At 43.9% G+C, this 21,615-nt stretch carries 30 protein-coding genes; all 30 read left to right on the forward strand.

What is annotated here, in order from left to right:
- The first annotated feature begins 10 nt into the window (after nt 1–10).
- The 30 genes from rplW to EHV08_RS09420 all read left to right on the forward strand — a co-directional run bounded on the left by rplW (nt 11) and on the right by EHV08_RS09420 (nt 21,552).
- Entirely contained in the window at nt 11–304 is a 294-nt protein-coding gene (gene rplW / locus EHV08_RS09275) for a 50S ribosomal protein L23 (RefSeq protein WP_126679011.1), read from the forward strand.
- An 8-nt stretch (nt 305–312) separates the two neighbouring features.
- On the forward strand, nt 313–1,137 hold the full coding sequence (gene rplB, locus EHV08_RS09280; protein ID WP_126679012.1) for a 50S ribosomal protein L2: 825 nt from the start codon (nt 313–315) through the stop codon (nt 1,135–1,137).
- A gap of 21 nt (nt 1,138–1,158) precedes the next feature.
- On the forward strand, nt 1,159–1,425 hold the full coding sequence (rpsS, locus tag EHV08_RS09285) for a 30S ribosomal protein S19 (RefSeq protein WP_125234268.1): 267 nt from the start codon (nt 1,159–1,161) through the stop codon (nt 1,423–1,425).
- 36 nt (nt 1,426–1,461) lie between these two features.
- A complete protein-coding gene (gene rplV / locus EHV08_RS09290) occupies nt 1,462–1,866 on the forward strand; it encodes a 50S ribosomal protein L22 (protein ID WP_126679013.1) in 405 nt (134 codons plus the stop codon).
- Nucleotides 1,867–1,874: 8 nt separating this feature from the next.
- Nucleotides 1,875–2,609, forward strand: a complete 735-nt coding sequence (gene rpsC / locus EHV08_RS09295) for a 30S ribosomal protein S3 (protein WP_126679014.1) — start codon at nt 1,875–1,877, stop codon at nt 2,607–2,609.
- A 14-nt stretch (nt 2,610–2,623) separates the two neighbouring features.
- Nucleotides 2,624–3,052, forward strand: coding sequence for a 50S ribosomal protein L16 (gene rplP, locus EHV08_RS09300; RefSeq protein WP_126679015.1), 429 nt, complete (start codon nt 2,624–2,626; stop codon nt 3,050–3,052).
- Nucleotides 3,053–3,057: 5 nt separating this feature from the next.
- Nucleotides 3,058–3,249, forward strand: a complete 192-nt coding sequence (rpmC, locus tag EHV08_RS09305; RefSeq protein ID WP_126679016.1) for a 50S ribosomal protein L29 — start codon at nt 3,058–3,060, stop codon at nt 3,247–3,249.
- Nucleotides 3,250–3,254: 5 nt separating this feature from the next.
- On the forward strand, nt 3,255–3,521 hold the full coding sequence (gene rpsQ / locus EHV08_RS09310) for a 30S ribosomal protein S17 (RefSeq protein WP_125234263.1): 267 nt from the start codon (nt 3,255–3,257) through the stop codon (nt 3,519–3,521).
- Between the two features lie 2 nt (nt 3,522–3,523).
- On the forward strand, nt 3,524–3,889 hold the full coding sequence (gene rplN / locus EHV08_RS09315) for a 50S ribosomal protein L14 (protein WP_126679017.1): 366 nt from the start codon (nt 3,524–3,526) through the stop codon (nt 3,887–3,889).
- Nucleotides 3,890–3,912: 23 nt separating this feature from the next.
- Nucleotides 3,913–4,233 carry a 50S ribosomal protein L24 gene (rplX, locus tag EHV08_RS09320; protein WP_126679018.1) on the forward strand — a complete coding sequence of 107 codons (321 nt, stop codon included), beginning with the start codon at nt 3,913–3,915 and terminating at the stop codon, nt 4,231–4,233.
- On the forward strand, nt 4,233–4,787 hold the full coding sequence (gene rplE, locus EHV08_RS09325; protein ID WP_126679019.1) for a 50S ribosomal protein L5: 555 nt from the start codon (nt 4,233–4,235) through the stop codon (nt 4,785–4,787). The genes rplX and rplE overlap by 1 nt, the downstream gene beginning before the upstream one ends.
- Nucleotides 4,788–4,792: 5 nt before the next feature.
- Nucleotides 4,793–5,095 carry a 30S ribosomal protein S14 gene (gene rpsN, locus EHV08_RS09330; RefSeq protein WP_126679020.1) on the forward strand — a complete coding sequence of 101 codons (303 nt, stop codon included), beginning with the start codon at nt 4,793–4,795 and terminating at the stop codon, nt 5,093–5,095.
- Between the two features lie 128 nt (nt 5,096–5,223).
- Entirely contained in the window at nt 5,224–5,619 is a 396-nt protein-coding gene (gene rpsH / locus EHV08_RS09335; RefSeq protein ID WP_126679021.1) for a 30S ribosomal protein S8, read from the forward strand.
- A 17-nt stretch (nt 5,620–5,636) separates the two neighbouring features.
- Nucleotides 5,637–6,203 carry a 50S ribosomal protein L6 gene (gene rplF, locus EHV08_RS09340; protein WP_126679022.1) on the forward strand — a complete coding sequence of 189 codons (567 nt, stop codon included), beginning with the start codon at nt 5,637–5,639 and terminating at the stop codon, nt 6,201–6,203.
- A 20-nt stretch (nt 6,204–6,223) separates the two neighbouring features.
- Nucleotides 6,224–6,568 carry a 50S ribosomal protein L18 gene (rplR, locus tag EHV08_RS09345; RefSeq protein ID WP_126679023.1) on the forward strand — a complete coding sequence of 115 codons (345 nt, stop codon included), beginning with the start codon at nt 6,224–6,226 and terminating at the stop codon, nt 6,566–6,568.
- Nucleotides 6,569–6,577: 9 nt separating this feature from the next.
- Complete coding sequence (rpsE, locus tag EHV08_RS09350) at nt 6,578–7,093, forward strand: 30S ribosomal protein S5 (protein WP_126679024.1); 516 nt, start codon at nt 6,578–6,580, stop codon at nt 7,091–7,093.
- Between the two features lie 20 nt (nt 7,094–7,113).
- The gene (rpmD, locus tag EHV08_RS09355; RefSeq protein ID WP_126679025.1) at nt 7,114–7,290 is read left to right on the forward strand and encodes a 50S ribosomal protein L30; all 177 of its coding nucleotides are present in this window, start codon (nt 7,114–7,116) and stop codon (nt 7,288–7,290) included.
- A 35-nt stretch (nt 7,291–7,325) separates the two neighbouring features.
- Nucleotides 7,326–7,772 carry a 50S ribosomal protein L15 gene (gene rplO, locus EHV08_RS09360; RefSeq protein WP_126679026.1) on the forward strand — a complete coding sequence of 149 codons (447 nt, stop codon included), beginning with the start codon at nt 7,326–7,328 and terminating at the stop codon, nt 7,770–7,772.
- A 6-nt stretch (nt 7,773–7,778) separates the two neighbouring features.
- A complete protein-coding gene (gene secY / locus EHV08_RS09365) occupies nt 7,779–9,116 on the forward strand; it encodes a preprotein translocase subunit SecY (RefSeq protein ID WP_126679027.1) in 1,338 nt (445 codons plus the stop codon).
- Nucleotides 9,117–9,133: 17 nt separating this feature from the next.
- Entirely contained in the window at nt 9,134–9,922 is a 789-nt protein-coding gene (gene map / locus EHV08_RS09370; protein WP_126679028.1) for a type I methionyl aminopeptidase, read from the forward strand.
- Between the two features lie 19 nt (nt 9,923–9,941).
- Nucleotides 9,942–10,160 carry a translation initiation factor IF-1 gene (infA, locus tag EHV08_RS09375; protein WP_126679029.1) on the forward strand — a complete coding sequence of 73 codons (219 nt, stop codon included), beginning with the start codon at nt 9,942–9,944 and terminating at the stop codon, nt 10,158–10,160.
- Between the two features lie 13 nt (nt 10,161–10,173).
- Nucleotides 10,174–10,290 (forward strand): type B 50S ribosomal protein L36, encoded by a 117-nt coding sequence (gene ykgO / locus EHV08_RS09380; protein WP_021855190.1) that lies wholly within the window; start codon nt 10,174–10,176, stop codon nt 10,288–10,290.
- Nucleotides 10,291–10,396: 106 nt separating this feature from the next.
- The gene (gene rpsM / locus EHV08_RS09385; protein ID WP_126679030.1) at nt 10,397–10,777 is read left to right on the forward strand and encodes a 30S ribosomal protein S13; all 381 of its coding nucleotides are present in this window, start codon (nt 10,397–10,399) and stop codon (nt 10,775–10,777) included.
- A gap of 37 nt (nt 10,778–10,814) precedes the next feature.
- The gene (gene rpsK / locus EHV08_RS09390; protein WP_126679031.1) at nt 10,815–11,201 is read left to right on the forward strand and encodes a 30S ribosomal protein S11; all 387 of its coding nucleotides are present in this window, start codon (nt 10,815–10,817) and stop codon (nt 11,199–11,201) included.
- Between the two features lie 79 nt (nt 11,202–11,280).
- Complete coding sequence (rpsD, locus tag EHV08_RS09395) at nt 11,281–11,889, forward strand: 30S ribosomal protein S4 (RefSeq protein ID WP_126679032.1); 609 nt, start codon at nt 11,281–11,283, stop codon at nt 11,887–11,889.
- A gap of 16 nt (nt 11,890–11,905) precedes the next feature.
- Nucleotides 11,906–12,898, forward strand: coding sequence for a DNA-directed RNA polymerase subunit alpha (locus EHV08_RS09400; RefSeq protein ID WP_126679033.1), 993 nt, complete (start codon nt 11,906–11,908; stop codon nt 12,896–12,898).
- Between the two features lie 57 nt (nt 12,899–12,955).
- Nucleotides 12,956–13,426 (forward strand): 50S ribosomal protein L17, encoded by a 471-nt coding sequence (rplQ, locus tag EHV08_RS09405; RefSeq protein WP_126679034.1) that lies wholly within the window; start codon nt 12,956–12,958, stop codon nt 13,424–13,426.
- Between the two features lie 419 nt (nt 13,427–13,845).
- Entirely contained in the window at nt 13,846–14,679 is an 834-nt protein-coding gene (locus EHV08_RS09410; RefSeq protein WP_126679035.1) for a glycine zipper domain-containing protein, read from the forward strand.
- 225 nt (nt 14,680–14,904) lie between these two features.
- On the forward strand, nt 14,905–16,275 hold the full coding sequence (locus EHV08_RS09415) for a patatin-like phospholipase family protein (RefSeq protein WP_126679036.1): 1,371 nt from the start codon (nt 14,905–14,907) through the stop codon (nt 16,273–16,275).
- Nucleotides 16,276–16,836: 561 nt separating this feature from the next.
- A complete protein-coding gene (locus EHV08_RS09420; protein WP_126679037.1) occupies nt 16,837–21,552 on the forward strand; it encodes a RecQ family ATP-dependent DNA helicase in 4,716 nt (1,571 codons plus the stop codon).
- Nucleotides 21,553–21,615: the final 63 nt, after the last annotated feature.

Below are 21,615 nucleotides of genomic sequence, written 5' to 3' on the forward strand. Positions count from 1 at the left end.
AGATACAGACATGGCATTCATAATCAAACCATTGGTCACTGAGAAGATGACCAAGATTACAGACAAGTTCCCCAACCGCTATGGTTTTATCGTTAAGCCTGAAGCAAACAAGCTTGAGATAAAGAGCGAGGTTGAGAGTCTGTATAACGTTACGGTTGAAGACGTAAATACAATGCGTTATTCGGGCAAGCGTTCAAGTCGCTACACAAAGGCAGGACTTGTTCGTGGCCAGAAAGCGGCTTTCAAGAAAGCCATCGTTACCTTGAAAGAGGGCGATACAATCGATTTTTATAGCAATATCTAAATAGAAAAATGGCAGTACGTAAATTAAAACCCGTAACTCCGGGTCAAAGACACAAGATTATTGGCACGTTCGAGGATATTACTGCATCCGTGCCAGAGAAGTCTCTCGTTCGCGGCAAGCATTCTACCGGTGGTCGAAACAACACCGGTAAGATGACAGTCCGCTACATCGGCGGAGGTCATAAAAGGAAGTATCGTTTCATCGACTTCAAACGAGAGAAAGATGGTGTTCCAGCAACAGTAAAGACAATCGAATACGACCCGAACCGCTCGGCTCGTATCGCATTGCTTTTCTATGCTGATGGTGAAAAACGTTACATTATTGCTCCTAACGGACTTGAGGTTGGTGCGAAACTGCTTTCCGGCGCAGAGGCTGCGCCTGAGGTGGGAAATGCTCTTCCTCTTGCCAACATCCCTGTGGGTACAGTGGTTCATAACATCGAACTGCGTCCGGGACAGGGTGCGAAACTGGTTCGTTCGGCTGGTAACTTTGCTCAGCTTACTTCTCGTGAAGGCAGTTATTGTGTGATTAAACTTCCCTCAGGAGAGACTCGCAAGATTCTCTCTGCCTGCAAGGCAACTGTGGGTGTTGTAGGAAATGCCGACCATGCTCTTGAGCAGTCAGGTAAGGCAGGTCGCTCACGCTGGTTGGGACGTCGTCCGCACAACCGTGGTGTTGTAATGAACCCGCACGATCACCCAATGGGTGGTGGTGAAGGACGCCAGAGTGGTGGACATCCACGTTCACGCAAGGGCTTGTATGCTAAGGGTCTCAAGACACGTGCACCTAAGAAGCATTCTAACAAGTACATTATTGCAAGAGCAAGTAAATAACAAAGTAAACTGAAGTAAATTATGAGTCGTTCATTAAAAAAAGGTCCATACATTAACGTATCACTTGAAAAGAAAGTTCTCGCGATGAACGAGAGCGGCAAGAAGACAGTGGTTAAGACATGGGCCAGAGCTTCAATGATTTCCCCGGACTTCGTGGGACATACTGTTGCAGTTCATAACGGAAACAAATTTATCCCTGTTTACATTACCGAAAACATGGTAGGGCACAAACTTGGTGAGTTCGCACCGACACGTCGCTTCGGAGGCCATGCAGGTAATAAGAAGTAACTCAGGGAGAAAAACCATTTTTAAACAGGAACAATAATGGGAAAAAGAAAAAGATTAGCGGCTGAACAAAGAAAAGAAGCCCTCAAGACATTGTTTTTTGCAAAGCTGAAGGGATGCCCTTCTTCGCCACGCAAAATGCGCTATGTCGTTGATATGGTACGCGGCATGGAAGTGAACCGTGCTCTCGGCGTACTCCGATTCTCAAAGAAAAAAGCAGCCATCGACGTTGAGAAGTTGCTTCGCTCTGCCATCACAAACTGGGAAACCAAAAATAACCGCAAGGCAGAAGACGGTGAACTGTTTGTATCGAGAGTCTTTGTTGATGAAGGTGTCACAATGAAACGCATGCGTCCTGCACCACAGGGTCGCGGCTATCGCATCCGTAAGCGTAGCAACCACGTGACAATATTCGTAGATACTAAACCTAACGATGAAAATTAATAAGCAGAATGGGACAGAAAGTTAATCCAATTAGCAACCGCCTGGGAATTATCCGCGGTTGGGACTCGAACTGGTTCGGAGGTAAAAGCTTCGGTGAAAATCTGGTGGAAGACCAGAAAATCCGTAAGTATCTGAACAAGCGTCTGGAGAAGGCTATGGTGTCACGCATCGTGATAGAGCGCACACTGAAGTTGGTTACAATCACCATCTGCACAGCCCGTCCGGGTATCGTTATAGGTAAAGGTGGTCAAGACGTTGACAAACTGAAAGAAGAACTGAAGAAACTTTATGACAAGGAAATTCAGATTAATATCTTCGAGGTGAAGAGACCTGAACTCGACGCAACAATCGTGGCTAACAACATCGCTCGCCAGGTGGAGGGCAAGATTGCTTACCGTCGTGCCATCAAGCAGGCTATTGCCAATACGATGCGCGCAGGAGCAGAGGGTATAAAGGTGCAAATCACCGGTCGTCTTAACGGCGCAGAAATGGCACGTAAGGAAATGTATAAGGAAGGCCGTACGCCACTGCATACTTTCCGTGCCGACATCGATTACTGCCATGCAGAGGCTCTGACAAAGGTCGGACTGCTGGGCATAAAAGTATGGATCTGCCGCGGCGAAGTTTACGAGAAGCGTGACCTCGCCCCTAACTTCACACAGGAGAAGAGCAGCGGTGGTCGTGGTAACAATGGTGGCCGCTCAGGCGGTCGCGGTAATCGTAAGAGAAACAATAACCGTTAAATTAAGAAATCATCATGTTACAGCCAAAAAGAGTAAGATATAGAAGACCTCAAGATGGACGTGGCAACAAAGGCAACGCCCACAGAGGTACAACGTTGGCATTCGGCTCCTTCGGTATCAAGACACTTGATGCCAAATGGCTCGACAGCCGACAGTTAGAGGCTGCCCGTGTTGCAATTAACCGCTATATGCAACGCGAAGGTCAGGTATGGATTCGTGTTTTCCCCGATAAACCGTTCACTCGCAAGCCAGCCGATGTCCGTATGGGTAAAGGTAAGGGTGATCCCGCAGGATGGGTGGCACCGGTTACACCGGGTCGTGTCCTCTTCGAAGTAGAAGGCGTTCCTTTTGATATAGCAAAAGAGGCTCTCCGTCTTGGTGCTCAGAAGTTGCCGGTCAAGACTAAGTTTATAGTAAGACGTGATTACGATAAAAACGCTTAAGAAAGATGAAAAACAAGGAAATAAGAGAACTCGGGACTAAAGAACTCGAAGAGCGCATAGACGCTGAGGTTGCAAGACTTCATCAAATGAAGCTTAACCACGCAATCACTCCTCTGGAGAATCCATCGCAGATTAAGTTGCTTCGTCGTGACATAGCGCGTCTGAGAACAGAATTGCATCAGAGAGAACTTAATTAATAACAATGGTCCAGATGGAAACAAGAAATTTAAGAAAAACAAGACAGGGTGTCGTTATCAGCAACAAAATGGATAAAACCATTGTTATTGCATCCAAGTTCAAGGAGAAGCACCCAATCTACGGTAAGTTTGTGCAGAAGACCAAGAAGTATCATGCACACGACGAGAAGAATGAGGCAAATGTAGGCGATACAGTGCTCATCATGGAGACCCGTCCTCTGTCAAAGACAAAGAGATGGAGATTAGTTTCAATAATCGAAAAAGCTAAGTAATTATGATACAAGTTGAATCAAGACTTACAGTAGCTGACAACAGTGGCGCACGTGAGGCTCAGTGCATCAGAGTGCTGGGTGGAACTCGCCGCCGTTATGCAAGCGTTGGCGACGTCATCGTGGTTGCCATAAAGAACGCTATACCTACAAGTGACGTTAAAAAAGGTGCAGTATCAAAGGCTTTGGTTGTGCGCACAAAGAAAGAAATACGCCGTGCTGATGGCTCATACATCCGCTTCGACGACAATGCTTGCGTGCTACTGAACAACGCCGGCGAACTCCGTGGCAGCCGTATCTTCGGTCCTGTTGCACGTGAGCTTCGCGCCGTGAACATGAAAGTCGTTTCTCTGGCACCTGAGGTTCTTTAATAATTAAAAACGGTAAATAAGTAATGACGAAGTTACATATTAAGAAAGGTGATGAGGTAATCATCCTCGCTGGCAAGGATAAAGGCCAGAAAGGTAAGGTCCTCAAAGTCTTGGTTAAAGAGCAGAAGGCTATCGTGGAAGGATGGAATATGGTTTCCAAGAGTTCCAAGCCCAGCGCCAAGAACCCTCAGGGCGGCATCATAAAGATTGAGGCACCCATTCATATCTCAAATTTAAGTCTGATAGATCCGAAGAGCGGAAAGGCTACACGCATCGCCATTAAGGTGAATGAGGATGGCAAGAAAGTACGCATCGCTAAAAAGTCTGGGGAGGAAATCAAATAATGGATACAGCACAATTGAAGAAAGTGTATAACGAGCAAATAGCTCCGGCACTTGAAAAGCAGTTCAACTACACCTCTAAGATGCAGGTTCCTGTACTTAAGAAGATTGTAGTTAACCAAGGTCTGGGAGATGCTACCCAGGACAAGAAGATTGTTGACGTTGCCATCAATGAGATTTCAGCAATCACAGGACAGAAGGCTGTCGCTACATATTCAAAGAAGGATATTGCCAACTTCAAACTCCGCAAGAAGATGCCTATCGGCGTTATGGTTACATTGCGACGTGAGCGCATGTACGAGTTCCTTGAGAAACTCGTGCGCGTGGCTCTCCCTCGTATCCGTGACTTCAAAGGTATTGAGACTAAGTTTGACGGACGTGGTAACTACACACTCGGTATTCAGGAGCAGATTATCTTCCCTGAAATAAACATTGATGCTATCGACCGTATTCAGGGTATGAACATCACTTTCGTTACATCGGCACAGACCGACGAGGAAGGTTTTGCACTGCTCAAAGCATTCGGTCTCCCATTCAAGAACGCTAAAAAAGATTAAGAGATATGGCAAAAGAATCAATGAAGGCTCGTGAGGTGAAGCGTGCCAAACTCGTAGCTCGCTATGCAGAGAAACGTGCAGCCCTGAAGAAGATTGTCGCTAAGAGCGAGGATCCGGCAGAGGCTTACGAGGCCGCTCGCAAGTTGCAGAGCATACCGAAGAACGCCAACCCTATACGTCTGCACAATCGTTGCAAGATAACGGGTCGTCCTAAGGGATATATGCGCCAGTTCGGTCTTTCTCGTATCCAGTTCCGTGAGATGGCTTCGGCAGGTCTCATTCCGGGAGTAAAGAAAGCAAGCTGGTAATGATAAATAAAGGTGAAGGATGGGGGTGCCTGCTTTTTGCCGCACCCACCACCAAGCACCAATACCTGAAAAGGATATTTTTTTAATATTGTCGGGGTAGTCCCGATTAATTAAACATTTTATATTTTATGACTGATCCAATAGCAGATTATCTGACGAGGTTGAGAAACGCAATCATGGCTAATCACCGTGTTGTAGAAGTACCGGCTTCAAACTTGAAGAAAGAGATCACTAAGATCCTCTTCGAGAAGGGTTACATCCTGAACTATAAGTTTGAGGATGATGGTCCTCAAGGAACAATAAAAGTTGCCTTGAAATACAATCCAAAAACAAAGGAGAACGCAATCCGTTCTCTCAAGAGAGTGTCAAAGCCCGGTCTTCGCAAATATACCGGCTACAAAGACATGCCGAGAGTAATTAACGGACTGGGTATCGCAATTATATCCACGTCTCAAGGTGTAATGACTGACAAAGAGGCCGCTGCCCAGAAAATAGGCGGTGAGGTTCTTTGCTATATCTATTAATTAGGGAGGGCTTAAATATGTCAAGAATAGGTAAATTGCCAATCGCTATCCCTACAGGAGTTACAGTTACTCAGAATGACGGCGTAGTAACCGTTAAGGGACCAAAGGGAGAACTTTCTCAGAAAGTGGATTCATCTATCAAAATGAAGATGGAAGATGGTCAGATAATTTTCGAGGTTGATGAGAATAGCCCGGTTAACTACAAGCAGAAGAACGCGTTCCACGGTCTGTACCGCGCTTTGGTCAACAATATGGTTGTTGGCGTGAGCGAGGGTTACAAGAAGGAACTCGAACTTATCGGTGTAGGTTATCGTGTTTCGAATCAAGGAAACCTCATGGAGTTCCAACTTGGTTACACACACCCTATCTTCCTCCAACTTCCGAAAGAAGTAAAGGTGGAAACAAAGATGGAACGTAACCAGAATCCTCAGATTTTGTTAGAGTCTTGCGATAAAGAGTTGCTCGGACTCATTTGTGCAAAAATTCGTTCTTTCCGTATGCCTGAGCCATACAAAGGCAAGGGTATCCTGTTCAAAGGCGAGGTTATCCGCAGAAAGTCCGGTAAGTCGGCTTCTGCTAAGTAATTTTAATTGATTTTACTATTATGACAACAAAGAAAGTAGAAAGACGAATTAAGATAAAGTTCAGAATTCGCAAGAACGTGAACGGGACTGTTGAGCGTCCCCGCTTGAGCGTGTTCCGCAGCAATAAACAGATTTACGCACAGGCAGTTGATGATCTGACCGGTAAGACTCTTTGTGCCGCTTCTTCTCTGGGTATGGAAAAAATGCCAAAGAAAGAGCAGGCAGCAAAGGTGGGCGAGTTGTTCGCAGAGAAAGCCAAGGAGGCCGGAATCACACAAGTTGTGTTCGACCGTAATGGTTACTTGTATCACGGACGTGTTAAGGAATTGGCAGACGGTGCTCGTAAAGGTGGACTTAAATTCTAAAAGATTATTATGGCAATGAATAATAAAGTTAAGATAAATAGTGACGTAGAGTTGAAAGACCGTTTGGTTGCTATTAACCGAGTTACCAAGGTGACAAAGGGTGGTCGCACTTTCACATTCGCAGCAATAGTTGTTGTCGGTGACGGCAATGGCGTTATCGGATGGGGCCTCGGAAAGGCCGGTGAAGTTACCGCTGCTATCGCAAAGGGAACTGAGGCTGCAAAGAAAAACCTCGTAAAGGTTCCCGTGCTTAAAGGCACAATCCCTCATGAAGTAGAAGCACGCTATGGCGGAGCGCAAGTGTTCTTGAAGCCGGCTGCTGCCGGTACCGGACTTGTTGCCGGTGGTGCTATGCGTGCCGTTCTTGATAGTGCAGGAGTTACTGACGTGCTCGCAAAGAGCAAGGGCTCTTCTAACCCGCACAATCTTGTGAAGGCTACAATATTGGCTCTCACAGAAATGCGTGATGCCTACACTGTTGCAGGAATACGTGGTGTGGATATGAAAAAAGTGTTTAACGGTTAAAAACTTAGGAGGTTTTTTATATGGCAACATTGAAAATAAAGCAGATAAAGAGCAAGATTGGTGCTCCTATCGACCAGAAGCGCACACTTGAAGCGCTGGGTCTGCACAAAATCTCTCAGGTGGTAGAACGTGAGGACACTCCCTCTCTCCGCGGAATGATACGCAAGGTTCATCATCTGGTAACCGTTGTAGAGTAAACTTACAGTCTAACGTTTAAACAGAGTTATTAATCATGAAATTAAATAATTTAAAGCCGGCAGCAGGCTCTACACATTCTCGTCGTCGTATCGGTCGTGGTCCGGGTTCAGGTCTGGGCGGCACGTCAACTCGCGGACACAAGGGTGCAAAGGCTCGTTCCGGTTATAAGAGAAAGATTGGATTTGAGGGTGGTCAGATGCCACTCCAGCGTCGCGTTCCGAAGTTCGGTTTCAAGAACATAAACCACAAGGAGTACTTCGCAGTGAACCTGTCAACTCTTCAGAAACTCGTAGAGGCAAAGAATCTGACAAAGATTGGCATACAAGAACTCGTTGATGCCGGACTCACAAACGGCAAGGTGCTGGTTAAGATTCTTGGTAACGGCGAACTTAAAGCAAAGATCGACGTTGAAGCAAATGCTTTCTCTAAAACTGCTGAAGAGGCCATTAAGGCAGCAGGTGGTAACACAACTATAATCTGATCTTAAATGAAAAAGTTTATTGAGTACCTGAAGAATTGCTGGAGGGTTGAGGATCTGCGAGAGCGAATCCTCATCACCATCCTGTTTGTCGCAATATATCGTTTCGGCTCGTTCGTGGTACTTCCGGGTATCGACCCCGGAAGCCTCGGCAAGTTGCAGTCACAGACAGCAGGTGGACTGATGTCCCTCCTTGATGCTTTCTCAGGTGGAGCATTCTCCCATGCGTCAATCTTTGCGCTGGGAATCATGCCGTACATCTCGGCTTCTATCGTTATGCAACTGCTCGCAGTAGCTGTACCTTATTTCCAGAAGATGCAGCGAGAAGGGGAGAGTGGACGTAAGAAGATTCAGTGGTACACCCGTATCCTCACGGTGGGTATTCTGCTGTTTCAAGCACCGTCTTATCTCATTAACCTCCGCGCACAGTCGGCAGATGCACTTGCCACAGGTATTTCATGGAATTATTTCATTATCGTCGGAACGATAATCCTCGCTGCCGGCAGCATGTTCATTCTGTGGCTTGGCGAACGCATAACCGATAAGGGTATAGGAAATGGTGTCTCGATAGTCATTATGATTGGTATTATCGCCCGCCTACCGCAGGCGTTTATACAAGAGGTGAGTTCGCGATTCACTGCTATTACAGGTGGTGGATTGGTAATGTTCATAATCGAGATTCTAATACTTTATATCGTGGTTTGTCTTGCAATTCTCCTTGTTCAAGGTACTCGTAAAGTCCCTGTGCAGTATGCAAAGAGACTTGTGGGCAACAAGCAGTATGGAGGTGCACGCCAGTACATACCATTGAAGTTGTTCGCTGCCAACGTGATGCCTATCATCTTTGCTCAGGCTTTGATGTTCATTCCGTTGACTATAATAAGTTATGTAAGCGAGCCGGGATATATAATGCGTAACTTGATGGATCACCGTAGTGTAATGTATAATGTAGTGTTCGCAATACTTATAATTGCTTTCACATATTTCTATACTGCAATTACGCTGAATCCAACACAGATGGCAGAAGACATGAAGCGTAACAATGGTTTTATTCCGGGTGTAAAACCGGGAAAACCGACAGCAGAGTTCATTGATACAGTGATGTCACGCATCACATTGCCGGGTTCTCTGTTTATTGCCTTCATAGCCATTATGCCTGCTCTCGCAGGATTCTTGAATGTGCAAGACTCGTTCGCGCAGTTCTTTGGCGGCACATCACTGCTGATTCTTATCGGTGTTGTAATAGACACTCTACAGCAGATAGAGAGCCGCTTGCTCATGCGCCATTATGACGGTCTGCTCAATTCGGGCACATCACGTCAGCGTGGCGGAGTTTCTGCTTACTAATTTCTTTTCTGTTGTAGATGAAGATATTTCTAAAGACAGAAGATGAAATCGGGCTAATGCGCCGAGCTAACCAACTTGTTGGAAAAACGCTCGGCGAATTAGCCAAACATATAAAGCCGGGTGTCACCACGCTCCAGTTAGATAAGATTGCCGATGAGTTCATACGCGATCATGGCGCAGTGCCTACGTTCAAGAACTTTCCCAATCCATACGGAGCACCGTTTCCCGCAAGCATCTGCACATCGGTGAATGATGCTGTGGTGCATGGAGTGCCAAGTGATGAAGACGTACTGAAAGATGGAGACATCGTTTCCATAGACTGCGGTACGTTGCTTGACGGCTTCAATGGCGACTCTGCCTATACTTTTTGTGTGGGCGAGGTTTCAGATGAGGTAAAGAAACTTCTAAAGACAACTCGAGAGGCTCTTTATCTCGGAATTGAGAATGCCGTGGCAGGAAGACATGTCGGTGATATAAGTTGTGCCGTACAAGACCATTGTGAGAAGGAAGGGTATGGAGTGGTGCGAGAACTGACAGGACACGGCATAGGTCGTGAAATGCACGAAGACCCTCAAGTGCCTAACTATGGTCGGAGAGGTAACGGTATTTTGCTAAAGGCAGGAATGTGTATCGCAATAGAACCTATGATAACAATGGGAAACAGAAGCATATACATGATGCCGGATCGCTGGACAATACGTACACGAGACGGAAAACCGGCAGCCCACTTCGAGCATACCATAGCAATCAGACAGGGCAAGGCAGAGATTTTATCAACTTTCGAAGAAATAGAAAACATTAATTAATAGAACAAGATAAACTTACATGGCAAAGCAAGGGGCTATAGAACAAGACGGAACAATAATAGAGGCACTCTCGAATGCAATGTTCCGTGTAGAACTTGAGAACGGAGTGCCTATCATAGCACACATCTCAGGAAAGATGAGAATGCACTACATCAAGATATTGCCGGGTGACAAGGTTAGAGTAGAGATGAGTCCCTACGACCTTACAAAAGGCAGGATAGTATTTAGATACAAATAAACTTAGAGATAATATGAAGACAAGAGCATCACTTAAGAAGCGCACACCCGACTGCAAGATAGTACGTCGCAAAGGTCGTCTGTACGTTATCAACAAGAAGAACCCTAAGTATAAACTTCGTCAGGGTTAATGTTAAATAAGCATAATAAGGCAAGAGTCTCGGATATTATTCTTACCTTTGCATGCTTTTTAGCAGGTTTTTGAAATTAAACATTTTATTTTTACATTAAAAAACAATGGCAATAAGAATTGTTGGAGTAGATTTGCCCCAGAATAAGCGTGGCGAAATCGCATTGACTTATATCTATGGTATAGGTCGAAGTAGTTCAGCAAAGATATTGGATAAAGCTGGTGTCAGCCGCGAACTCAAGGTTAACGAGTGGAGCGACGATCAAGCAGCCAAAATCCGTGAAGTTATCGGCGCTGAATACAAAGTTGAAGGTGATCTCCGCAGTGAGATCCAGATGAATATTAAGCGACTGATGGATATTGGTTGCTATCGTGGAGTCCGTCATCGTAATGGTCTTCCGGTACGTGGTCAGAGCACCAAAAACAATGCCCGAACACGTAAAGGTAAGAAGAAGACTGTTGCTAACAAGAAGAAGGCCACTAAGTAATTCACAATTATCAATTAAAAATTAACAATTAAGAATTATGGCAAAGAAAACAGTCGCAAAGAAAAGAAATGTGAAAGTTGATGCTCTTGGTCAACTTCATGTGCACAGTTCTTTCAATAATATCATAGTAACATTGGCCAATGGTGATGGTCAGGTAATCTCTTGGTCTTCTGCAGGTAAAATGGGATTCCGTGGTTCAAAGAAGAACACTCCCTATGCAGCACAGATGGCAGCAGAAGACTGCGCAAAGATTGCATACGACCTTGGTCTCCGTAAAGTAAAGGCTTACGTTAAAGGTCCGGGTAACGGTCGTGAAAGTGCAATCCGCGCTATCCATACCGCAGGTATTGAAGTAACCGAAATCGTTGACGTTACACCACTGCCACACAATGGCTGTCGTCCTCCGAAGCGTCGTCGTGTATAAAACCAAATTTCCCCGAATATCCGAATTTTCGGATTGTTCGGAGAAATAACATTAACAAAAGAAAAATTATCAAAGTATTATGGCAAGATATATTGGACCGAAATCAAAAATTGCTCGTCGTTTTGGAGAACCCATATTCGGTGCAGACAAAGTTTTGTCCCGGAGAAACTTCCCTCCCGGACAGCATGGCCAGAACCGTCGTCGCAAGACTTCGGAGTATGGGGTCATGTTGGCAGAGAAGCAAAAGGCTAAATACACTTACGGTGTGCTCGAGCGTCAGTTCCGCAACCTTTTTAATAAGGCTGCAAAGTCTGGTGGCATTACCGGTGAGGTGCTGCTACAGCATCTTGAGTGTCGTCTCGATAATGTAGTATTCCGTCTTGGAATTGCTCCTACTCGCGCGGCAGCTCGTCAACTTGTAGGCCACAGACATATCGTAGTTGACGGTCAGGTTGTGGGTATTCCTTCTTATTCAGTGAAACCGGGACAGGTTATCGGTGTCCGCGAGAAGTCAAAGTCTCTTGAAGTGATTGAGTCTGCACTCGCAGGTTTCAACCACAGCAAGTATCCTTGGATGGAGTGGGATGCTGCTTCAAAGAGTGGCAAGTTCCTTCACGTGCCAGATCGTGCTGACATTCCCGAAAACATCAAGGAGCAGTTAATCGTAGAATTGTATTCTAAGAACTAATCAAATCATTAAATTAATGGCGATATTAGCATTTCAAAAACCTGATAAAGTAGTGATGCTGGAGGCAAATGATAAATTCGGCAAGTTCGAATTTCGTCCTCTTGAGCCAGGCTTCGGTGTGACCATTGGTAACGCACTGCGCCGCATTCTCCTTTCATCGCTCGAGGGCTATGCCATCAACACCATCAAGATTGCCGGTGTTGAACATGAGTTCTCATCCGTTCCCGGTGTAAAAGAAGATGTTACCAACATCATCTTGAATCTGAAGCAAGTACGCTTCAAGCAAGTAGTAGAAGAATTCGAGAACGAGAAAGTTAGTATCACCGTAGAGAATTCCACCGAATTCAAAGCCGGTGACATTGGCAAGTATCTGACTGGATTTGAAGTGTTAAACCCAGATTTGGTGATTTGTCATTTAGACTCAAAGGCATTAATGGTTCTCGACCTCACGATAAACAAAGGCCGTGGATATGTCCTGGCAGATGAGAACCGTGAGTTCTGCACTGATGTCAATGTAATTCCAATCGATTCTATTTACACACCTATCCGCAACGTCAAGTTCGCAGTAGAGCCGTATCGCGTAGAGCAAAAGACCGACTACGACAAACTCGTTCTTGAAGTTACAACGGATGGTTCCATACATCCGAAGGATGCGCTGAAGGAAGCAGCGAAGATACTCATCTATCACTTCATGCTTTTCTCTGACGAGAAGATAACGCTGGAAAACAGCGATATTGAAGGCAATCAGGAGTTTGATGAGGAAGTGCTCCACATGCGTCAACTCCTCAAGACACGTCTTGTTGACATGAACCTCAGTGTTCGTGCACTCAACTGTCTGAAGGCTGCCGATGTGGATACACTTGGCGACCTCGTTCAGTACAACAAGACTGATCTCTTGAAGTTCCGTAACTTCGGTAAGAAATCGCTTTCTGAGCTTGATGATTTGCTCGAGAGTCTGAATCTACAGTTTGGAACCGATATTTCAAAGTATAAACTGGAGAAGGACTGATTTATTGGCAATTTATAATTGACAATTAACAGACCAAATCCGAAAGAAAAACAAACAATGAGACACGGTAAGAAATTTAAGCACCTCGGTCGTACTGCTGATCATCGTCAAGCAATGCTTGCTAACATGGCTATTTCGTTGATTGAGCACAAAAGAATCACTACGACCGTTGCCAAAGCAAAGGCTCTGAAAAAGTATGTAGAACCTCTGATCACCCGTTGCAAGGATGATTCAACCAACTCACGTCGCGTTGTGTTCCGCTATTTGCAGAACAAGGAGGCGTTGAAGACTCTCTTCGGAGAAGTTTCACAGAAGGTTGGCGACCGTCCGGGCGGTTACACTCGCGTAATCAAACTTGGCGCACGTCAAGGCGACGGTGCAGAAATGGCTTTCATAGAACTCGTTGACTTTAACGAGAACATGGCTAAGACTCCGAAAACTGCCGCTAAGCGTACACGCCGCGCAGGTAAGAAGGCTACACCGAAAGCAGAGGCTCAAGCAGAAACAGCAGAAGCAAAGGCAGAATAAATATTATATCCTTAACATAAACTTCCGTTCCTTTAAATGGGGACGGAAGTTTTTTTTATGCCCATATTATGACTAAAAGCATAAAAATTAAACTCTAATCGGTCATAGAGTCCTTGACTGATTTTGCCCGATTATTGAGCAGGTGTGCAGCCGTTTCATCGAAGTCGTAGTGGTATAAGTCGAGATGCATTGTAGCGCAGATGTCGGCAAGCGGACTAAGCTGTAAGGAAGCATGCCGATAATAACAAATCTAAGCAAATGCGTTCTAATGACTAATTGGGTTTTAATACACAGTAATAATTTATTTTAGGGATTTCCCTATGTTAAAATAGGGGAAATTTTATCCATGTGTCATAATAAAATTATATCTTTGCTGCAAATAAAATATAAACAGACCAATAAAATTAAATTTTACAAATATGAAAAAGGTTTTTCTTACAATTATTGTTACAGCCCTTTTACTTACCGGTTGCACTTCATATACGGGTGTTGGTGCTTATCAAGGCGCAGGCATAGGTTCGGTGATTGGTTCTGCGATTGGTGGTATAACAGGTGGCTGTCGTGGTAGTGACGTTGGTTCACTGATTGGAATGACCGGCGGTGCTGTGGTAGGAGCGATAATAGGTAATGCCGCAGATCAATCAAAGCGTGAATGCTATTCGCAAGAATATCGCTCGGAAGATGCTGTGTATAAACGTAGCGATGCATACGAAACAGATGACAGGTATGATGGTAGCATGTATGATTCGTATAATGACAGCGGTTACGATTTTACTAACAGTGGCGACGACCGCATCTACGACTACAACGACAAAGGCTACAACAGCAATTACAGTGCTTCCACACCGCGTTCGTTCGACCCTGTTAATTCAGGTGGCAAAGGCTTCAGCGTAACTTTCAACCCGAAGTTGGAGATACGCAACGCACGTTTCGTTGACGATGATATGGATAATGTCCTACGTTCTCGTGAATTAAGTAAAGTGATATTTGAGGTGTATAACAATTCCGACATCACTTTATATGATGTTCAGCCCATAGTGGAGGAGTTGTCCGGTTCAAAACAAATCTATATCTCACCCTCCATTCATATTGAGAGCATTGCTCCTCATAAGGGAATACGTTACACCGCAATGGTGCAGGCAGGCAAAAGACTTAAAGACGGCATGGCTCGTTTCCGCGTTCGCGCCATTCAAGGCAAAGAGCAGGTTACGTCGCGCATCACAGAATTTGATGTCCGCACGAGTCGCCGATAATGCTTAGCTTAGTGTAGGCAAAGAGAGAGTATATAACACCATTATATATGACCCTATTGATGGATAAAGTAATCATAATGAATTTCTGTTTGTTTACGAAGAACAGGTGATTTGATTGTAGAATGTTATTAATATAATAATGTTTATTTAAAGAATTTGGTTTCAGATAATACGAACCAAAGTTCTTCATATAACTTTTAACTACGGTTTCACCGTTTCTGAATTATGAGAATTGCAAGAAAGAAAATAGGACTAGCCTTATCCGGCGGAGGTTATAGAGCAGCAGCATATCACATTGGTACCTTGCGTGCTCTTCATCGCCTTGGTATTTTAAATAAAGTAGATGTAATATCTTCTGTTTCCGGTGGTTCGATAACAGCAGCATATTATGCGTTGAACAAAGATAACTACGAAGACTTTGAGAAAGGATTTATCAGATGCCTCTCAAAGAGTGTCTTATGGTCATCTTTTTTATATCTCGGAATAGCCGGACTCTTTCTGCTGGGCACATCTGTAGCAATGAGTCATCTGACAGCCTATCTCACGAGTTTTCTTTTCCCGAATCAACCTATCCTGTCGGGTGTCTGTGCAGCGTTAGCCGGTGTCATCGTCTTTTTTCTTCTGCTTGTCCTTTTCCTGAAATATTCATTTGATACGCTACCGACAAGCAAACTCATCTCACGCTTGTACAATAAGGTGTTCTTCAAGCAAAAAACTCTTGGCGACTTGCCCGATAGTCCGACATTGTGTATCAACTCCACAAATATTGCTACTCAAGTGCCTTTTTATTTCTCAAAAAAGGCAATGGGAGAATATGCGTACCGTGTTGAGGGAAAGTCAATATTTAACCCGGAGCGCTTTCCGATAGCAAGTGCCGTCATGGCATCATCGTGTGTTCCCTATGGCTTTACGCCAATTACCATTGACAAGAAACACTTGACAGAAGAATATGACAAATGTCCCAATAACCCCGAACCTCCTAAACTGATAGATGGGGGAGTCTATGACAATCAGGGCGGCCATAAACTCAGCCATGACAAAAGCAGATTTCATACAGATTTCATTATTGTGAGTGATGCTGGTAACAGTGACATATCTGCCTCCGGGACAACAAATATTTTCAATCTGGTCATGAATACTATAAGTCTGATGATGGATAGGATAAAGAAAATGCAAAGAGCAGATAACCTATATGAGTCCTATGTGGGCAAAGAGCATTTTGCGTATGTTCCATTGGAATGGGACTGTAGCGCAAGACTTATTCAAGGTTTTGCAAATAACTTGAAAGACGAAAATATTCATCCTGATGTATGGGAGGCTCATGGTATAACAAAAGAAGAGATAACCAACTTGAAAGGGGCTGAAAGCATATCTGCTAATAAAGTTGTCATTGAGAAATTAAAGAAATCAATTAATTGGTCTGAGTTAGAAAAGAAAGTTCCTTTGCAAGAGCATGAACAATTAGCACGAAGTGTGAGTACTAACTTAACCGCACTTTCTCATAAAGAAATTGAGTGTTTGGCAGAACATTCTGCTTGGCTCACAGAGGTTCAAGTTCGCCTTTATATGCCAATGCTGGTAACAAATGATATGTAAAATTAGGCGTAATAGGCATTTAGTGGCTTGAAATCTTTCAGATGTCCTTTATGTTATCTTTGAAACTTTTGAAAACTTATTAATAAACCTCAATCGACTATTAGGATTTTTTCAGTGCCGTACAACACGGAGAAATCCTAATAATTGATGGGAGGTAGGCTCTTTCCTACCATCACCCCACACAGAACGAACCGAAGTCCGCTATGGGACAAGATAGGCCTTGCGCGAGTATCTTTCAATGCCATTGTTCACAATGACTGTTACGTGAGTTCAGTATAAGGATCCTCTCAAAATTTTATCGGATACCAATATTTTCGAATTGTAGATTCAAAAATGTCTATAATTGTACCAAATAACTGTGATCAAAAGTCTTAGGATAAAGCAAAATACTATGAAAAAGCAATAAAAGTATATTGATTGTTGAAGATAATTTCATGTTAAAACAAGAGATTGAAAACAAATCACTATCTTTGCGTAATAAAATAACAAGGTATGGAAAATGTTAACCGTATAAATACGGTATATTAGGTTTTTATCAAGGATTTTTTGTCAAGACACAGAATGATAGTATTCATTGATACAGAGGTCGGCCTGCAGACAAAGAAGGTAGCAGACTACGGAGCAGTGAGAGAAGATGGTGCCGTGTTGCACTCTCACTCCAAGGCTGATTTCGATGCTTTTGTTTCAAAATGCGATACGGTTTGTGGGCATAACATAATCTATCATGACTTGAAATATACGGCATTGAGGGGCAATCCAACTATTGTTGATACACTGTTCCTCTCGCCTTTATTGTTTCCCAAAAGACCATATCACCATTTAGTGAAAGATGATAAGTTGCAGGTTGACGAACTCAACAATCCGGTTAACGATTCTAAGAAGGCTCGCGACTTGTTGAATGATGAAATTTCTGCATGGAATCAACTGTCACTTGAGAGACAGGAAATTTACTATAACTTGCTTAAGGATACAATTGAGTTTGCGGGATTTTTTAAATACATAGGCTTTACTCTTTCTCCGAAACAATCCATATGGGACAAAATACTGGGTACACGAACAGATTGGACACAACTTATTCTTAAAGAATATGGGGGAAAAGTGTGCAGTCACGCAGACTTTGACACTTTAGTTAAACAATATCCTATAGAATTTGCATATTGCTTGGCTGTGATAGGTGCCGATGACCTATTCTCTATCACCCCGGCGTGGGTGATAAAGAATTATCCACAGGTGGTTAATGTAATGAACATACTGTGTAATACGTCTTGTGGTGACTGTGATTATTGTCATCAACGATTAGATGCTCACTATGGACTAAAAGAGTTCTTTGACTATGATGAGTTTCGTATCTTTGACGGAGTGCCAATGCAGCAACAGGCTGTTGAGGCCACCATTCGCGGAGAATCGTTGCTGACAATATTTCCTACAGGTGGTGGCAAGTCGTTGACTTTCCAATTACCGGCATTGATAGCAGGTCGCAACACTCATGGCTTGACCGTTGTTATATCTCCGTTGCAGTCACTTATGAAAGACCAAGTGGATAACTTGACTGCACGGGGCATCAGCGATGCGGTGACTATTAATGGATTGTTAGATCCTGTCGAAAGAGCTAATGCTATTGAACAAGTGGCTGATGGTACGGCAAACCTACTATATATCGCCCCAGAGATGTTGCGCTCAAAAACTATAGAGCGATTAATGCTTGGACGTGATGTTGTGCGTTTTGTGATTGATGAGGCGCACTGCTTCTCGGCTTGGGGGCATGATTTCCGAGTGGATTATCTGTATATTGGAGAATTCATTCGTCAGTTGCAAGAGAAGAAACATTTGACTCACCCTATTGCGGTTTCGTGTTTTACAGCAACGGCAAAACAAAAAGTCATCAGTGATATCTGTGATTATTTCCGAACAAAGTTGGGGTTAGAACTGAAGGTTTTTGCAGCTAATTCGGAACGTCAAAATCTGCGCTATTCTGTAATTCATGCCGACACTGCCGATGATAAATACAACCTTTTGCGTTCATTGATAATCGGGCATAACTGTCCCTCGATTGTTTATGTGTCACGTACTCGACGTACTCGTGAATTAGCACACCATTTAGTTCGTGATGGCATACGGGCATTGCCTTTCAATGGAAAGATGGAAGCCGCTGAGAAGATAAAGAACCAGAATGCGTTTATGAGTGGTGGAGCACAAGTGATTGTGGCAACCTCTGCTTTCGGCATGGGTGTTGACAAAAAAGATGTCGGACTGGTTGTGCATTATAATATTAGTGACTCGTTAGAGAACTATGTGCAAGAGTCGGGGCGAGCCGGACGTGACCCACAGATGCAAGCAGATTGTTTTGTGCTCTATGCCGACAGCGATCTTGACAAACATTTCATACTTCTCAATCAGACCAAACTCAGTATCAGTGAGATTCAGCAAGTATGGAAGGCTATTAAATACCTTACAACTAAGCGAGACAAAGTGAGTTGTTCGCCATTGGATATCGCGAGACAAGCAGGGTGGGGAGATGAGATAGAAGACATAGAAACGCGCGTAAAAGCGGCTGTTGCTGCACTTGAGGATGCCGGATTTATTCAGCGTGGCAGCAATTCGCCACACATATTTGCTACGAGTATCTCTGTGAGGAATATGGATGAAGCACGCCACAAGTTAACCATATCTAATGTTTTTGACGAAAAATCGCGTGAGGAAGCAGTTCGCATCATCAAATTGCTTATCAGTGCACGCGCAACAGTGGGAGGGCGTGGGGCAGAAGCTGAGAGTCGTGTGGACTATCTGGCTGATATCCTTGGAATGAATAAGGGGGTTGTTATCAGGAACATCACCCTGATGCGACAGGAAGGGTTATTGGCAGATAGCAGGGATATGCAAGCATGGATAACCAAGAGTACGACACAAAAGAATCTTGATGCCATATTGCGTTTAGAGCAGTTCTTGTTGCGGCATTTTTCTGAAGAAGCATGTCGATACAACTATAAGGAACTGAACGAGGAAGCGTTGAAAGCAGGAATGACTTTTTCCAATGTCAAGCGTTTGCGACTATTGCTTCATTTCATGATGCTGAAGGGCTATATATATAAAAAGGAACATTATGTGACAGCTGCTGTGTGCGTACGCTTGCAGATATCCTCCGAGAAATCCATGGCTCGTTTTGAACGTCGAATGGATATCTGCCGATTCATTGTTGATACCCTCGCGGTAAAACGCGATTCTGGCAAGGATGCTACACTTGTCAATTTCTCAATCGTGGAACTGCTTCAACAGTTTATTAAGAGCAGACAAGAAATGATGTTTGTAGATAAAGAGAAACCTACTATCGCTGATGTAGAGGAAGCACTGCTATATCTTACGAAGACGGAATTGATGAAGATAGAAGGAGGTTTCCTTGTCATATACAACACGATGGAGATAAATCGTATAACCGACCGTCGTACAAGATACGGAAAGGAACAGTACCGCCTGTTAGATGAGTTCTACAAGCAGCGCATTCGACAGATTCACATTGTGGGAGAATATGCCAACCTGATGGTACGCGACTATAACACAGCATTACGTTTTGTTAATGACTATTTTACGTTGGATTTCCGCAAGTTCATCAATCAGTATTTCAAAGAAGAGCGACGGGCACAGATAGACCAAAACATCACGCCAACCAAGTACAACCAACTCTTTGGTGAACTTTCCAATCGCCAATGTGAGATTATTGATGACAAACAGTCTAAATACATCGTTGTGGCCGCAGGTCCTGGCAGTGGCAAGACGCGCGTGCTGGTTCATAAGTTGGCCTCCTTGCTATTGTTAGAGGACGTGAAGCATGAACAACTTCTGATGCTGACATTTTCACGAGCAGCAGCCACTGAATTCAAAAAACGACTCATTGATTTGGTAGGTAACGCTGCACATTATGTGGACATCAAAACATTCCACTCTTATAGTTTCGACCTTATAGGCAAACAGGGGAGTTTGGATGAGGCCAAAGATGTTGTGCGTAGAGCAGCAGAGATGATAGAAGCCGGTGAGGTGGAGCAGTCAAAGATAGCAAAGAGTGTTCTCGTCATTGATGAGGCCCAGGATATGGGGATTGATGACTTCCGGCTGGTTCAGGCTCTGATGCATCAGAATGAAGAGATGAGAGTGATAGCAGTTGGTGATGACGACCAAAACATTTTTGCTTTTAGAGGTTCTGATGCGCGCTATATGCAGTCGCTCGTTGACCAAGAAGGAGCCAAACTCTACGAAATGACCGACAATTATCGTTCTGCAAGAAACATCGTCGAATGTGCCAACCGCTATGTGCAACGGCTTCAGGGTCGCATGAAACAAAATCCAATACACTCTGCCATAGGAGAGGATGGTAAGGTGATGACATTGAAGTCATTGCAGAATGCCGAAATAAAAGTACAAGGAAGCACGGCCGTACTCACTCGCACCAACGAAGAGTCGATGCAGGTGGCATTCGAATTGGAGCAACGTGGCCTGCATGCCACTGTGGCACAGTCGATGGGAGGATTCCGTTTTGCCAACCTTGCCGAAGTGCGTTACTTCATTAAACAACTTGGTAATAAAGACGAAGTGAGCATATCTAAAGAGAAATGGGAGGCAGCCAAACAACGAACTCTTTACACCTATGCCTCAAGCACTTGCCTAAGCATCATGCGACAATTCTTTGCAGACTTTGAAGTGACACATAAGTCATATTATTATAGTGATTTGCGCGAATATATTTTAGAGTCGAATATAGAAGACTTTATTGCGACTGTCGATAAATCCATATTTGTAAGTACCATACACAAGGCAAAAGGACGAGAGTTCGATAGCGTTTATCTCCTTTCTCCTATTCCCGATGGGAGGGAGGCCAATGACAGTAGAGCATATTATGTCGGTCTTACTCGTGCAAAAAGAAATCTTTTTCTTGTCACAAATTCTCCAAATGAATATTCTTCAATATCTGTAGCACTCAATATGCGCGATGTATGGCTCGACTTTTTCAAAGAACGGAAAGATATTGTGCTTCGTCTCAGAAGTGGTAACAGTCTGAGATATAATGATGGTAACTTATTTGATGAAGAAGATAACAAAGTGGCAGTGCTTTCTGTTTCCGGCAGAGATAAACTGAAAGGCTGGACTGATAAAGGCTATGTGGTGACAAGTGCAAAGGTGAGTTATACTTTAGCATGGCGTCCCAAAGATTACAATATGGAATATGCTGTTTGCTTAGCAAACGTTTTCCTATCTAAAATAGGAGATAATAATAACATTTCAGAATAACACGAAGAACTTATGAAGAGATGATGATGAAAGCAAAGAGAATATAGGCATGGAGAGTTCTGT

The sequence above is a fragment of the Prevotella koreensis genome, from assembly GCF_003977605.1.
In the GTDB taxonomy this organism is placed as follows: Bacteria; Bacteroidota; Bacteroidia; order Bacteroidales; family Bacteroidaceae; genus Prevotella; species Prevotella koreensis.